At 70.8% G+C, this 14,099-nt stretch carries 12 protein-coding genes; 3 read left to right on the plus strand and 9 right to left on the minus strand.

The annotated features are described in order from the left end of the window. Positions 1 to 354 precede the first annotated feature (354 nt). The gene (locus IE97_RS0135005) at positions 355 to 1,362 is read right to left on the minus strand and encodes a stage II sporulation protein M (protein WP_030250246.1); all 1,008 of its coding nucleotides are present in this window, start codon (positions 1,360 to 1,362) and stop codon (positions 355 to 357) included. A 128-nt stretch (positions 1,363 to 1,490) separates the two neighbouring features. On the opposite strand from IE97_RS0135005, the gene IE97_RS0135010 reads away from it, so the two are divergent. Then, on the plus strand, positions 1,491 to 2,456 hold the full coding sequence (locus tag IE97_RS0135010) for an RDD family protein (RefSeq protein WP_030250249.1): 966 nt from the start codon (positions 1,491 to 1,493) through the stop codon (positions 2,454 to 2,456). A gap of 35 nt (positions 2,457 to 2,491) precedes the next feature. On the opposite strand, the gene IE97_RS0135015 is transcribed toward IE97_RS0135010, so the two are convergent. Beyond that, on the minus strand, positions 2,492 to 3,106 hold the full coding sequence (locus IE97_RS0135015; protein ID WP_030250252.1) for a hypothetical protein: 615 nt from the start codon (positions 3,104 to 3,106) through the stop codon (positions 2,492 to 2,494). Between the two features lie 133 nt (positions 3,107 to 3,239). Continuing rightward, positions 3,240 to 4,697, minus strand: coding sequence for an adenosylhomocysteinase (gene ahcY, locus IE97_RS0135020; protein WP_030250255.1), 1,458 nt, complete (start codon positions 4,695 to 4,697; stop codon positions 3,240 to 3,242). Positions 4,698 to 5,212: 515 nt separating this feature from the next. On the opposite strand from ahcY, the gene IE97_RS0135025 reads away from it, so the two are divergent. Continuing rightward, positions 5,213 to 7,393: a fructose-specific PTS transporter subunit EIIC gene (locus tag IE97_RS0135025; protein ID WP_030250258.1), complete on the plus strand. Its 2,181-nt coding sequence runs from the start codon at positions 5,213 to 5,215 to the stop codon at positions 7,391 to 7,393. 141 nt (positions 7,394 to 7,534) lie between these two features. On the opposite strand, the gene IE97_RS0135030 is transcribed toward IE97_RS0135025, so the two are convergent. The 6 genes from IE97_RS0135030 to IE97_RS0135055 all read right to left on the minus strand — a co-directional run bounded on the left by IE97_RS0135030 (position 7,535) and on the right by IE97_RS0135055 (position 13,312). Next, complete coding sequence (locus IE97_RS0135030; protein WP_030250260.1) at positions 7,535 to 8,509, minus strand: cation diffusion facilitator family transporter; 975 nt, start codon at positions 8,507 to 8,509, stop codon at positions 7,535 to 7,537. A 152-nt stretch (positions 8,510 to 8,661) separates the two neighbouring features. Beyond that, entirely contained in the window at positions 8,662 to 9,813 is a 1,152-nt protein-coding gene (gene manA / locus IE97_RS0135035; protein ID WP_030250263.1) for a mannose-6-phosphate isomerase, class I, read from the minus strand. A 96-nt stretch (positions 9,814 to 9,909) separates the two neighbouring features. Continuing rightward, positions 9,910 to 11,037 (minus strand): SIS domain-containing protein, encoded by a 1,128-nt coding sequence (locus IE97_RS0135040; RefSeq protein ID WP_030250265.1) that lies wholly within the window; start codon positions 11,035 to 11,037, stop codon positions 9,910 to 9,912. A 120-nt stretch (positions 11,038 to 11,157) separates the two neighbouring features. Beyond that, a complete protein-coding gene (locus IE97_RS41085; RefSeq protein ID WP_078603504.1) occupies positions 11,158 to 11,328 on the minus strand; it encodes a Trm112 family protein in 171 nt (56 codons plus the stop codon). A 70-nt stretch (positions 11,329 to 11,398) separates the two neighbouring features. After that, complete coding sequence (locus tag IE97_RS0135050) at positions 11,399 to 12,763, minus strand: phosphomannomutase/phosphoglucomutase (protein WP_030250269.1); 1,365 nt, start codon at positions 12,761 to 12,763, stop codon at positions 11,399 to 11,401. Positions 12,764 to 12,889: 126 nt separating this feature from the next. Further along, positions 12,890 to 13,312 (minus strand): DUF3499 domain-containing protein, encoded by a 423-nt coding sequence (locus tag IE97_RS0135055; RefSeq protein WP_030250272.1) that lies wholly within the window; start codon positions 13,310 to 13,312, stop codon positions 12,890 to 12,892. Positions 13,313 to 13,606: 294 nt separating this feature from the next. Between IE97_RS0135055 and IE97_RS0135060 the strand changes: the two genes are divergently transcribed. Continuing rightward, a complete protein-coding gene (locus IE97_RS0135060) occupies positions 13,607 to 14,062 on the plus strand; it encodes a metallopeptidase family protein (RefSeq protein ID WP_078603505.1) in 456 nt (151 codons plus the stop codon). Positions 14,063 to 14,099: the final 37 nt, after the last annotated feature.

A 14,099-nucleotide genomic window follows, 5' to 3' on the forward strand; every position in this document is an offset into this window, starting at 1 on the left:
GCTTCCCTTCGGTCTTGCGTTTCCGACTCTATCAGATCTTCCCGATCCGATTTCCTCGGTGCTTTCCAGGTTCCCGCTTCCGCGTTTCCCTTTCCGGCGGTTCCGACTTTATCAGAGGATTCGGGCCGGACTGACCAGCCGCTCATTTCCGATTAATCGGGAGGGGCTTCAATGAAATCAGCGTTTCATGAAGCAGACAGATAATCACCGTTGCCGATCCGGGCGTGTATCCCATCTCCGGGCAACTGTTCAAATCTACCTCCTCGCACTTGCCGTGTCAACGGCTCCTGCGGGGCGAAGAGGAGACTAGCAGCTGAACGGAGGTGTCCGCACATCAGGCGGCCGTAGCGAGGTTCAGGCAGCTGTCGGGACGGTGGCGCTGCGTTCCACTGCCTCGACGTCACCGGTCTCACCGGCGCGTGCGGCACGGCCCCCCACTACGTAGACGTAGAGCAGGAAGGCCACTTCGGCGACGACTCCGATGGTGATGCGTGCCCAGGTCGGGAGGCCGGACGGGGTGACGAAGCCTTCGATGGCGCCAGAGATGAAGAGGACCAGGGCGAGTCCTATCGCCATGCCGATGGCGGCTCGGCCCTCTTCGGCCAGAGCCGTGCGTCGTGGGCGGGGGCCCGGGTCGATGAGGGTCCAGCCCAGGCGCAGGCCGGTACCGGCGGCGACGAAGACGGCGGTCAGCTCCAGGAGGCCGTGCGGGAGGACGAGACCGAGGAACGTGTCGAGGCGGCCGGCCGAGGACATCAGGCCGAAGCCGACGCCGAGGTTGAGCATGTTCTGGAAGAGGATCCAGATGACCGGGAGGCCCAGGAAGACCCCGAGGATCAGGCACAGGGCGGCGGCCCAGGCGTTGTTCGTCCAGACCTGGGCGGCGAAGCTCGCGGCCGGGTGGCTGGAGTAGTACGTCTCGTACTGGCCGCCTGGGCGGGTGAGCTCGCGCAGCTCGCTGGGTGCCGCGATGGAGGCCTGTACTTCAGGGTGCGTGCCGATCCACCAGCCGAGGAGGGCCGCCACCGCCGTGGACAGCAGCGCCGTGGGTACCCACCAGTGGCGTGACGTGTAGACGGCGGCGGGGAAGCCGTGGGCGAGGAACCGGGTGACGTCGCGCCAGGAGGCGCGGCGGTTGCCGGTCACCGCGCTGCGCGCGCGTGCCACGAGCTGGCTGAGCCGGCCGGTCAGCTGGGGGTCGGGGGCGCTGGACTGGATCAGGGAAAGGTGCGTGGCGGTGCGTTGGTAGAGGGTGACGAGTTCGTCGGCTTCGGCGCCGCTGAGGCGGCGCTGGCGGCGAAGCAGGGCTTCGAGGCGGTCCCACTCCGCGCGATGGGCGGAGACGAAGACGTCGAGGTCCATCGGTGTGCCTTCTCCTCGGCTGTTCGTCGGCGGCTCGTCGTGGATCAGCTTGTCGTACTGCGGCGCGATGCGCCCTCAGCTTGGCAGACTGGCCCTGTCGGGGGCAGGGCAGGGGAAGGACGGCGGGCGTGAGTGAGCTGGTGACGGGCGAGGCGGTGGCGTTGGAGCTGCGCCCCGCGAGGCTGCCCAGCAGGGCGTTGGCCGTGTTGTTGGATCTTGTGGCGGCCCTGGCCGTCTATGTCGCGGTGACCATCGCGTTGGTGGCTTCCACTGCCTCGCTGGACGAGGCGGCTCAGACGGCGCTGTCGATCGCGACGTTCGTTCTCGTGCTGGTGGGCGTGCCGATCGCGGTGGAGACGCTCAGTCATGGGCGGTCGCTCGGGAAGATGGCCTGCGGCCTGCGTGTGGTGCGGGACGACGGGGGGCCGATCAGGTTCCGGCATGCGCTGGTGAGGGGCTTGATCGGGGTGATCGAGATTCTGATGACCTTCGGGATCGTCGCCTGTGTCGCCTCGTTCGTGTCGGCGCGTGGGCGGCGGCTCGGTGATGTGTTCGCGGGGACTCTCGTCGTACGGGAACGGGTCCCCGTCACGCCGACCGGTTTCGTGCCGCCTCCTCCGCCCTGGCTGGCGGGGCGGTTCTCACAGCTCGATCTGTCCGCGGTGCCAGACGGTCTGTGGCTCGCGGTCCGGCAGTACCTGACGCGTATGCAGCAGTTGGACCCGCAGGTGGGCTGGTCCATGGCGGAGCGGCTGGCGTCGGATCTCGCGGAACTCACGGGGGCCCCGGTACCGCAGGGTGTTCCGCCGGCGGCGTTCCTGGCGGCGGTCCTGCAGGAACGGCAGGCGCGGGAGGCACGGCGGGCTTTCGGTAACGGGGCCGTCTCTGCTGCCGCTCCGGCCGCGGAGTCGAGCTCGGCGGAAGAGCGGGGTGCGGCGCGGGAAAAGGTCCCGGCTGCTTACCTACCCCCGCCGGTCGTGCCACCTGGTCCGCTGTCCGGGGAATCCGGGCCGTCGGCCGAAGGCCGGCCCGCACGGTCACCGGAGGCCCCAGGGGACGACCGTCCCTGCACCGGGTTCGTGCCGCCGGCCTAGTGGCGGGCGGGGGTCCGCCCGTCTGGGCAGTCGGTTCAGGTGAACAGCGACGGTGGTGACTCGAGGTCCTCGAGTTCGACGCCGGGGGCCGCGAGGACCACGTCGCCGGCGATGTGCACGGCATGCTGCTCGCCCGTGTCCAGGGCTGTGACCTGGTATTCGTCCACGGTCAGAGGGCCGTTGTCAGTGGCGTGTGCTTCTCTTTTCAGCAAGGTCCACGACTGGTCCACGGTACGGGGGGCGAGGACCGGGTCCGTGAAGGCGACGAGGCGTACGCGGGTGGCGGCGGCGGAGGGGGTGAGGCGCAGGAGACGGGCGGTGGCGACGAGGAACGCCGGGGAGGTGCCGGTGAAGGCGTGGGCGCGCACATTGCCTTCGGTGGCGTCGGTTCCGGTGGGGTCGGTGCGGACCCAGGTGACGCCGTCGAGGGCGGCGCCGCGGACCTGCCAGGCGGCGGCGTGGAGTTCGAGGCGGAGAGGTCGGCCGAGTTCGTCGAGGGTGAGGTCGACGGAGCCGTGGTGATCGCCCGAGGGGGTGGTCAGCTGGGAGACGTAGCGCCAGCCGGAGGGGCCGACGGCGCACTGGAAGTGTTCATCCGCGAGGGGGGTGTGATCGTGCGGATCGTGGAGCGAATAACGGCCGCGGGGCATGGGGGTCCTGGGTCCTGACGGGGTGGGCCGGTCACCGGCCGGTCGGAACGGGGCAGGCCCCCGGCACGGGGGTGCGGGGGCCTGCTCGGAGATCTGACCGGCAGCGAACCAACCGGCAATGGTGCTCTTGTGCTCAGTAGCGGTAGTGGTCCGGCTTGAACGGGCCCTCGACCTTCACGCCGATGTACTCGGCCTGCTCGGGGCGGAGCGTGGTCAGCTTCACGCCGAGGGCGTCGAGGTGGAGGCGGGCGACCTTCTCGTCGAGGTGCTTGGGCAGCACGTAGACGCCGGTCGGGTACTCGTCGGGCTTGGTGAACAGCTCGATCTGGGCCAGGGTCTGGTCCGCGAAGGAGTTGGACATCACGAACGACGGGTGGCCGGTGGCGTTGCCCAGGTTCAGCAGGCGGCCCTCGGACAGGACGATGATCACCTTGCCGTCGGGGAAGGTCCAGGTGTGGACCTGCGGCTTGACCTCGTCCTTGACGATGCCCGGGATCCTGGCGAGACCGGCCATGTCGATCTCGTTGTCGAAGTGGCCGATGTTGCCGACGATGGCCTGGTGCTTCATCTTGGCCATGTCCGAGGCCATGATGATGTCCTTGTTGCCGGTCGTGGTGATGAAGATGTCGGCCTTGTCGACGACCTCGTCGAGGGTCGTGACCTGGTAGCCGTCCATCGCGGCCTGCAGGGCGCAGATCGGGTCGATCTCGGTGACGATCACGCGGGCGCCCTGGCCGCGCAGGGACTCCGCGCAGCCCTTGCCCACGTCGCCGTAGCCGCAGACGACCGCGGTCTTGCCGCCGATGAGGACGTCGGTGGCGCGGTTGATGCCGTCGACCAGGGAGTGGCGGCAGCCGTACTTGTTGTCGAACTTCGACTTGGTGACGGCGTCGTTGACGTTGATCGCCGGGAACAGGAGGGTGCCGTCGCGCTGCATCTCGTACAGGCGGTGGACACCGGTCGTGGTCTCCTCGGTGACACCGCGGATCTCGGAGGACAGCTGGGTCCACTTCTGGGGGTTCTCGCCCAGGGTGCGGGTCAGCAGCTCGAGGATGACGCGGTGCTCGTCGGACTCGGCGGTGTCGGGCGAGGGGACCTTGCCGTCCTTCTCGTACTCGACGCCCTTGTGGACGAGGAGGGTGGCGTCACCGCCGTCGTCCAGGATCATGTTGGGGCCGCCGGTGGGGCTGTCCGGCCAGGTCAGCGCCTGCTCCGTGCACCACCAGTACTCCTCCAGGGTCTCGCCCTTCCAGGCGAACACCGGGACGCCCTGCGGGTTGTCCACCGTGCCGTTCGGGCCGACGGCGATGGCCGCGGCGGCGTGGTCCTGGGTGGAGAAGATGTTGCAGGACGCCCAGCGGACCTGTGCGCCGAGGGCGACCAGGGTCTCGATGAGCACGGCGGTCTGCACGGTCATGTGCAGGGAGCCGGTGACGCGGGCGCCGGCCAGGGGCTGTGCCTCGGCGTACTCCTTGCGGATCGCCATCAGGCCCGGCATCTCGTGCTCGGCGAGGGTGATCTCCTTGCGGCCGAAGTCGGCCAGGGAGAGGTCGGCGACCTTGAAGTCCTGTCGGTTCTCGACAGTCGTCATTGCGAGCTGCTCCTCGGGTTCGGGTCGAGGTGGGTACGGCTGGTCTGCGCGGCGGCGGACACAGGGGTGCCCGGAAGAGGACACAGGCATGCCCGCGTACGCGCAGCGCAGTCCGTCGGAGGCCCTCTCTCCCTCGGCCGGTCCGCCACGGGACCGCCCGACCGCCATCAGCAGCGACGTCTGGCTCCGTCCCAAGCTACACCGGGAGGCCGGGCCGTCCCCAGTCCGCCTCCGAAGAGATCTCGCCATCGAGGATGCGTGGCCGGGGAGGGCGCGGGTGCTTCCGGGGGCGGCGGCAGGTCAGTGGTCGTGGGGTGTGCGGGGGATGAGCGGGTGCGATAACAGGACGCCAACGAACGGTCGGCAGGAGGCCGCGAAGCGGGATGTTCCGGGATCTTCGGACCTTTGAGTCCGCGGCGGGGTGGTGCAGGATGCCCCGGAGATCTGAACAACTGATCGATCTTGCGGGCGTCCTGGACGGCGATCCCGCAGACAAAGGCGTTAAGGAGATCGACGTGACCAGTCCGGCCGGCCCTCCCCCCACGGGCGGCGGCAGTGGCGAGCAGAAGCGGTTGAGGTTGCTCGCGGTGACCGCCTGCCCGACCGGCATCGCCCACACGTACATGGCGGCGGAGAAACTCGCGCAGGCCGCCGAGAGCCGCGGTATCGACATGAAGGTGGAGACGCAAGGATCCATCGGGGCTGAAAACGTCCTCGATGACAACGATGTCAAGCACGCCGACGGTGTCATCGTCGCCGCGGACAAGGACGTGGACCTGAGTCGTTTCGCGGGGAAGCGGGTCCTCACCGTCGGGGTGGCCGAGGGGATTCGCCACCCGGAGCGGCTGATCGAGCGGGTGCTGTCGGCGCCCGTGCACGCGGAAGGGGGCGTCCCCACGGCGTCTGCGACCGGTGGCGGCAAGGAGCGGAGCGTCGGGTACAAGGCGCTGATGAACGGGGTCAGTTACATGATCCCGTTCGTCGTGGTCGGCGGGCTGCTGATCGCGATCTCGCTCTCACTCGGCGGGCACACCGACCCGTCGGGCGGTCTGGTCATCCCGAAGGACTCCTTCTGGATGGATGTGAACAACATCGGCGTGATCGGTTTCACGCTGATGGTGCCGATCCTGTCCGGCTACATCGCGTATGCCATCGGGGACCGGCCCGCTCTCGTGCCCGGCATGATCGGTGGCTGGATCGCCAACACCGGTGAGCTGTACGGCTCCAAGGCGGGGGCCGGGTTCATCGGGGCGATCGTGACCGGGTTCCTCGCCGGATATCTGGTGGTGTGGATCAAGAAGGTCCGGGTCCCGAGGTTCGCGCAGCCGATCATGCCGATCATCGTGATCCCGATCGTGGCGACCACGGCTCTGGGGCTGTTCTTCGTCTATGTCATCGGCGAGCCGATCTCCTGGGTGTTCGAGCACCTGACCGACTGGCTCAGCGGGATGACCGGAACCAGCGCGATCCTGCTCGGGGCGATTCTGGGGCTCATGATCGCGTTCGACATGGGCGGGCCGGTCAACAAGACGGCGTTCCTGTTCGGCACCGGGCTCATCGCGACCGGCAACCAGACGGTCATGGGCATGTGCGCGGCCGCGATCCCGGTCATGCCGCTGGGGCAGGGCCTGGCCACGCTGATACGGAAGCGGCTGTACACGGAGCAGGAGCGGGAGACCGGGTTGGCCTCGCTGTTCATGGGGTGTTTCGGCATCTCGGAGGGCGCGATCCCGTTCGCGGCGGCGCGGCCCGCGCAGGTCATCCCGGCGAACATGCTGGGCGGCGCGGTCGCCGGTGCGATCGCGGGGGTCGCCGGGGTCGAGGACGCGGTGCCGCACGGCGGGCCGATCGTGGCGGTGCTGGGCGCGGTGAGCGGCGTGCCGATGTTCTTCGTGGCCGTGGTGATCGGCTCGGTCGTCACCGCGCTGGCCACGGTCGCCCTGGTCGACCTGAGTGAGCGCAGGCGGCGTGGGGAGGCGGTCGGCGGCGTGGGCCCGGCCGGGGCCGAACCCGCGCCGGCAGGTGCGAGTGCCGAAGGGTCGGAGACCGGCGGTGTGGTGGCGCGGCAAGTCGTACGCGAGGCTGAGGTGGTCGGCGCGCGTGAGCCCTTCGCGGCCGCGGCCGCACAGCCCGCGGCCCCCGAGCGGCCGGCGGCGCCCGAGCGGTCCGCGGCGCCCGAGCAGGCGGCGGCGCCCGAGGAGACCGCGGACAGTGCTCCGGCCGCGGAGACCGGCGTCGGCGAGGTTCTCTCCGGCTATCTCACCCGGCAGACCGTGAAGGTCGAACTCGGTTCGGGGGACAAGGAGTCCGCGATCCGGGAGATGAGTGAGCTGCTGGCCCGTACCGGCAGGGTCGCGGACGTGGACGAGCTGGTGGCGTGTGCGCTTCGGCGGGAGGCCCAGGGCACGACCGGGCTCGGTGAGGAGATCGCGATTCCGCACGCCAAGACGGATGCGGTGACGGAGCCGGTCGTCGGTTTCGCCCGGTCCACGGAAGGTGTGGAGTGGGACTCTCTGGACGGTACGAAGGCGAGGCTGGTGTTCATGATCGCCGTGCCGGAGGCGGCGGCGGGTGACGAGCATCTGCGGATTCTGGCGCTGCTGTCGCGGAAGCTGATGGACGCCGCGTTCCGGGAGCGGCTGCTGGCCGCGCCGGACGAATCGGCTCTCCTCGGGGTGTTGCGCGAAGTCGGGTAACACGGGTCGGGTCCGCGTTCGGATGCCGGACGCGGACCCGCACGGCCCCCGTCGCACTGCGAAGCCCGTGGGGCCCGCCGAGTGGTTGACGCTGCCGACGGCGTCAGTGGTTCGGCGGGCCCCACGGGCTGGTGCGGTACGTCAGTGTCCGCTGGGCGTCGGTCCCCCGGGCGTCGCCTCGGGGTCGGGGCCCTTGGCGGCTTCGGCCTCGCTGTAGATGTCCGGCTCGAGGTAGATGACGCGGGCGATCGGGACCGCCTCGCGGATGCGGGCCTCGGCGGCGTCGATGGCGGTGGCGATCTCGGTGGCCGTGTCCTCGTGACGGACGGCGATCTTGGCGGCGACGAGGAGTTCCTCGGGGCCGAGGTGGAGCGTGCGCATGTGGATGACGCGGGTGACCGTGTCGCCGTCGACGAGGGCGGCCTCGATCTTCCGGGTCTCCTCGGCGCCGGCGGACTCGCCGAGCAGCAGCGACTTGGTCTCGGCGGCGAGGACCAGGGCGATCAGGATGAGCAGGATGCCGATGCAGAGGGTGCCGACGCCGTCCCAGACGCTGTCGCCGGTGAGCAGGGCGAGGCCGACGCCGCCGAGCGCGAGGATCAGGCCGACGAGGGCGCCGAGGTCCTCCAGGAGGACGACCGGGAGCTCGGGGGCCTTGGCGTGGCGGACGAACTCCTTCCAGGAGCGCTTACCGCGCAGGAGGTTGGACTCCTTGATGGCCGTGCGGAAGGAGAACGTCTCGGCGATGATCGCGAAGACCAGGACGCCGACCGGCCAGTACCAGTGCGTCAGCTCGTGCGGGTGCTTGATCTTCTCGTAGCCCTCGTAGAGGGCGAACATGCCGCCGACCGAGAAGAGGACGATGGAGACGAGGAAGGCGTAGATGTAGCGCTCGCGGCCGTAGCCGAAGGGGTGCTCCGGGGTGGCCTCGCGCTTCGCCTTCTTGCCGCCGACCAGGAGAAGCGCCTGGTTGCCGGAGTCGGCGACCGAGTGCACGGACTCGGCGAGCATCGATGACGAGCCGCTGAAGAGGAACGCCACGAACTTCGCTACCGCGATCGCGAGGTTGGCGGCCAGTGCCGCCACGATCGCCTTGGTGCCGCCTGACGCGCTCATATGTTCGCGTTGTCCCTTCGTACGCCGTTCCAGGGCCGGGCGCCGCCTTGGTGCGACGCCCGTGGCTTTGCCCGTGCTTGACGGTGGGCCATTGTTGCAGCCCGCTCCGGCCGCGGTGTTTCAGGTCACCGGCACAGGGGCGATCGAAACGGTCAGGCGATGACCGTGGCCCGGAAAAGCGTGCCGGTTCCGGACACTTCGGCCTTTTCGCCGGCCGGGACGAAGACGGACCGGCCCGGGGTCAGGTCGTGCTCGCCGGCCCGGACGGTGCCGGCCGTGCAGAGCAGGATCTGCGGGGTCGCCCGGGTGAGGTCGTGGACCGCGCCGGGCTCGGGGAGGACGTGTCGGGACAGGCGGAACTCGTCGATGGGGGTCTCGTAGAGCTCCTCGCCGTCCGGGGAGGCCTCGGGGCGCAGGACACCGGGGTCGCTGGGGTGGAAGCGGACGATGCGCAGGAGTTCGGGGACGTCGACGTGCTTGGGGGTCAGGCCGCAGCGCAGGACGTTGTCGGAGTTGGCCATGATCTCGACGCCGAGGCCGTTCAGGTAGGCGTGCGGGACACCGGCGCCGAGGTAGAGGGCCTCGCCGGGCTGCAGTCGGACGTAATTCAGCAGCATCGCGGCGATGACGCCGGGGTCGCCCGGGTAGTGGTGGGCGATGTCGGCGTAGGGGGCGTAGGCGCCGCCGAGGCGGATGCAGGCGGCTGCTGCTTCCGCGACCGTGCGGGACATCTCGTCCGGGTCGGCGGTGAGGATGGCTGTGAGGACCTCGCGCAGTGCGGCTTCCTCGGGGTGGGCGTGCAGCAGGTCGACGTACGGCTTGAGGGAGTCGACGCCGAGGTCGTCGAGCAGGCCGGCGGCCTCGAGCGGGTCGCGGAAGCCGCACAGGCCGTCGAACTCGGTGAGGGCGCAGATCAGTTCGGGCTTGTGGTTGGCGTCCTTGTAGTTGCGGTGCGGGGCGTCCACAGGGATGCCGCGGCGTTCCTCGTCGGCGTAGCCCTCCTTGGCCTGTTCCAGGTCGGGGTGGACCTGGAGGGAGAGCGGGGCGCCTGCGGCGAGGATCTTGAGGAGGAAGGGCAGGCGGGGGCCGAACTTGGCGACGGCGGCCGGTCCGAGTTCCTTCTCGGGGTCGGCGTCGATGACCTCGACGAGCGTGCCCCGGTCGGTGCGTGAGGGTGCGCCCGGGTGGGCGCCCATCCACATCTCCGCCTGGGGTTCGCCGGTCGGTTCGGTGCCGAGCAGGTGCGGTATGGCGGTGGTGGAACCCCAGGCGTAGGGGCGGATGGTGTTGTCGAGGCGGTCCATGGGGATCTCTCCGCGTTGTTCTGTGCGTACGGCGGTGGCGTACCCGGCCGGCGTGCGGGTGTTCCGCGGTCGGGCGTCAGGGTGTCCCGGGCATGATCAGGCCCTCGAAGCGAGCGCCAGGTAAACCGCGGCGAAATCCGTGATGGCGATCAGTTCCGCGAGGGTCTCCAGTTCGCCGCCCGCCTCCGGTTCCAGTTCGCTGATCGGTGTGTCGTGGCTGAGGGCCAGATCGCGGGCGCCGGGGGCGGCGGTGAGGCCGCCGATGGGGCGGTCGCGCAGGAGCACGACGCGCGCGTGCAGGGCGGGTGGTTCCTCGACGCGGTCGCGGAAGAAGTCGTCGGGGTCCGCGCTGGCGGCGAGCGGGCCCGCGAGCAGGGCGCTGTGGGCGGCGAGGGCCTCGGGGAGTTCGGCGACGACCGCGGGGGTGCCGGACAGTTCGGCGAGCGCGGCGGCGAAACGGCGGCCCGCCGGGCCGGCCGAGGTGCCTTCCGTCCAGACGATGGGAAGCGCGTCGGCGAGTTCGGCGGCGAGGGTCTTGGCGGGGTTGCTGTAGGTGGCGATGGCGGGGCCGCAGCGTTCGGCGATGCGGTCGAGGCGGTCGGCGACCCTGCCGAGGGCGTCCGGCGGGGCGTCGAGCACGCCCGTGCGGTCCAGGAGGGCGAGGAGCGGGGTGAGCAGCGCCCACAGGACGCCGGGGGCGGAAGCGGCGAGCGGCTCGTCCTGGTCGTACGGGGCGGTCGCCATGGGCACGAACATGCCGTGCGAGCCGTTCACCGCGTCGGCGAGCGGGGAGCGGCTGGGGGCCACGGCGACGACGGCGCAGCCGCGGCGGTAGGCCTGTTCGGCGAGGAGGGACAGGCCCGGTTCGGAACCGTCCGGGGTGGTGATCAGGAGGAGGTCTACGGAGCCGACCCAGCCGGGCAGCTCCCAGCGCAGGGCGCCCGCCGCGGGCGCGACGCCGGTGGGGGCCAGCCGCGTGACCGGGCTGCCGGCGCCGGCGAGGGTGCCGAGGAGGTCGGCGGCGTGGGTGGCGGCGGCGCCCGGGCCGGCGATGAGGACGGCGCGGGGGCGGCCGTCGGGCTTGAGGTCGTTGATGCCGGCCTCGGTGGAGTGGCGCGCGGCTGTGCGGACGCGGGCACCGGCTTCGGCGGCGCCGCGGAGCAGGCCGCGGTGGTCGGCCTCGGCGAGGCCCTCCGGGGAGTCGAGCAGCGATTCGTCGAGCATGGGGCGGCAGCCTCCCGATCGCCGGGGTTCGTTATGGGGATGTCGTCCTACGCCGGTGCCCGTTGAGTCCGCGGGTATGTGCACCGTGCGGGGTGGTACGGGGGCCTGGGCCGCCGCCGGTCACGCGGGGCGGCGGGCCTCGTCGACGAGGAGGACGGGGATGCCGTCGCGGACGGGGTAGGCCAGGCCGCAGCTCGCGTCGGTGCAGATCAGCTCGCTGTCCTGCTCCTTGAGGGGGGCGTGGCAGGCCGGGCAGGCGAGGATCTCGAGGAGGCCGGATTCGAGGGGCATAAGGGGTTCCTCCGAGGTGCGGACGCTTGGGGTTGTGCCTGGTCAGGTTACCGCCGGTGGGAGCGGGACCTCAGCCCCTGATGATCCCCAGCGCCTCGTCCCGCACGCGCGCCATGGTCTCCGGGTCCCGCGCCTCCGCGTTCAGCCGCAGCAGCGGCTCGGTGTTGGACGGGCGGACGTTGAACCACCAGTCGGCGGCGGCGACCGTGAGGCCGTCGAGGTCGTCGAGGGTGACGCCCTCGCGGCCCTGGTAGGCGGTGCGGATCGCGGCGAGGCGGGCCGTCTGGTCGGTGACGGTGGAGTTGATCTCGCCGGAGCCGGTGTAGCGGTCGTACTCGGCCACGAGGGAGGACAGGGGGGCCTGCTGGCCGCCGAGTGCGGCGAGGACGTGGAGGGCGGCCAGCATGCCCGTGTCGGCGTTCCAGAAGTCGCGGAAGTAGTAGTGGGCGGAGTGCTCGCCGCCGAAGATCGCGCCGGTGCGGGCCATCTCGGCCTTGATGAAGGAGTGGCCCACGCGGGTGCGGACCGGTGTGCCGCCGTTCTCCTCGACGACCTCGGGGACGGACCAGGACGTGATCAGGTTGTGGATGATCGTGCCCTTGCCGCCGTGTCTGGCCAGCTCGCGGGAGGCGACCAGGGCGGTGATCACCGACGGGGAGACCGGCTCGCCGCGCTCGTCCACGACGAAGCAGCGGTCGGCGTCACCGTCGAAGGCGAGGCCCAGGTCGGCGTCCTCCTCGCGGACCCGCTTCTGCAGGTCGACCAGGTTGGCGGGGTCGAGGGGGTTGGCCTCGTGGTTGGGGAAGGTGCCGTCGAGCTCGAAGTACATCGGGACCAGGGTCAGCGGCAGGCCGGCGAAGACCTCGGGGACCGTGTGGCCCCCCATGCCGTTCCCGGCGTCGACGACGACCTTCAGGGGGCGGATGGAGGTCAGGTCGACCAGGGAGCGCAGGTGGGCGGCGTAGTCCGGCAGCGTGTCGCGGCCGGTGATCTTTCCCGCCTTCGCGGCCGGTTCGGGGGCCCCCGACTCGCTCCAGCGCTCGACCAGTTCGCGGATCTCGGCGAGGCCGGTGTCCTGGCCGATAGGGGCGGCACCCGTGCGGCACATCTTGATGCCGTTGTACCGGGCCGGGTTGTGGGAGGCGGTGAACATGGCGCCCGGCAGGTTCAGCGCGCCCGAGGCGTAGTACAGCTGGTCCGTCGAGCACAGGCCGATCTCGGTGACGTCGGCGCCCAGCGCGGCGGCGCCGCGTGCGAAGGCACGGGAGAGGCCGGGCGAGGAGGGCCGCATGTCGTGCCCGGTCGCGATGGAGCTCGCGCCGGTGACCCGTACGAAGGCCGCTCCGAAGAGCTCGGCCAGGGACTCGTCCCACTGGTCGGGGACGACCCCGCGTACGTCGTACGCCTTCACGACCTGCGACAGATCAGCAGCCACGGCCAGCCTTCCTGGAAAGTATGTCGGTCGGCCCAAACTACCGTTCCCGCTCGATGAGCAGGAGTGAGTGCCGGACCCATACCTGGTCACTGCGGACACGCAGGGGAAAGGGACCCGGGGGTGCGGTCAGTTGTCGGGCGACCGGAGAACGCGCAGATGCCCTCGCCGCGCGACCTCCATCGGGTCGGCCGCCCGCCCGCCTCCCCCGGCCCCGGCCGCCCGCTCCTGGGGACGGGCCGCCTCACGCACGGCGTTCGCAAGCGCTTCCAGGTCGTCGCCGCTGGGGCGCGCCGGAGCGGAGCCGTCGAGGAGCCGGACGACCTCCCAGCCGCGCGGGGCGGTGAGGCGCTCGGAGTGCTCGGCGCACAGGTCGTAGCAGTGGGGTTCGGCGTAGGTGGCGAGCGGGCCGAGGACCGCGGTCGAGTCGGCGTAGACGTACGTCAGCGTCGCGACGGCGGGACGGCCGCAGGCGGTGCGCGAACAGCGACGTACAGGGCTCACGTCGATGGACGGTACCGCACTCTTGAGCGGGCCGCGACGACTCTCCACCAGGTCACTCCACCGTGTCGCGCTGTGAAACGCCCCACACGCCCCCTTCGGCCCGCTTGGCTGACCTGCTCGAACAGCCTCGTCCGGCACGTCGAACGAGCCTCCAAGCGGTCAAGAGTCGTCACAAAACCCTCAATTACCGTGATGCCACCAGTCTCGTAGGGATACGGAATCGAGCCCAACGTTGGCTTGAATGGCCATGTAACGACATGCCGCGCGGGTCGGCCGGAAGCCGTCCGTGGCACCGTGCGGTGCCGGGCACGCGGGCGTCGCTGGGACTACCCTTCACCAGTGATGGAGAAGCCCGTGACGCCCGCTGACGCCGCCCGCGGGCCCCGCCGTCGTGATCGCCACGGCCGGGGCATGCGCGGCCCGATCGCACCACCACAGGTGCCGCTCGCCGCGAGCCGCGCGGAGGCGTTCGCGGATCTGGTGCAGGACTCGGTGGAGCGGCTGGAGCGGCGGTGGCCGCAGCTCGCCGAGATCGATTTCCTGGTACTCGAGGTGCCACGGCTCGACGGCCCCGGCCAGGCCTGGAACGACGAGGCGGTGCCGCTCGGCGGCACGATCAGCGCCCGCGCGGGGCGCCCCGCGCGCGTGGTGATCTACCGGCGGCCGGTCGAGATCCGCACCAAGGGCCGCGACGAGCGGGCGGCGCTGGTGCACGAGGTCGTCGTCGAGCAGGTCGCCGAGCTGCTCGGACTGACGCCGGAGACAGTGGATCCGCGGTACGGCGAGGACCCGGGCTGAGACCGGCCGAAACCGGTCACCCGGCCTGCTTCCGGAA

The sequence above is a fragment of the Streptomyces sp. NRRL S-455 genome (genome assembly GCF_000717875.1).
Taxonomy (GTDB): Bacteria; Actinomycetota; Actinomycetes; order Streptomycetales; family Streptomycetaceae; genus Streptomyces.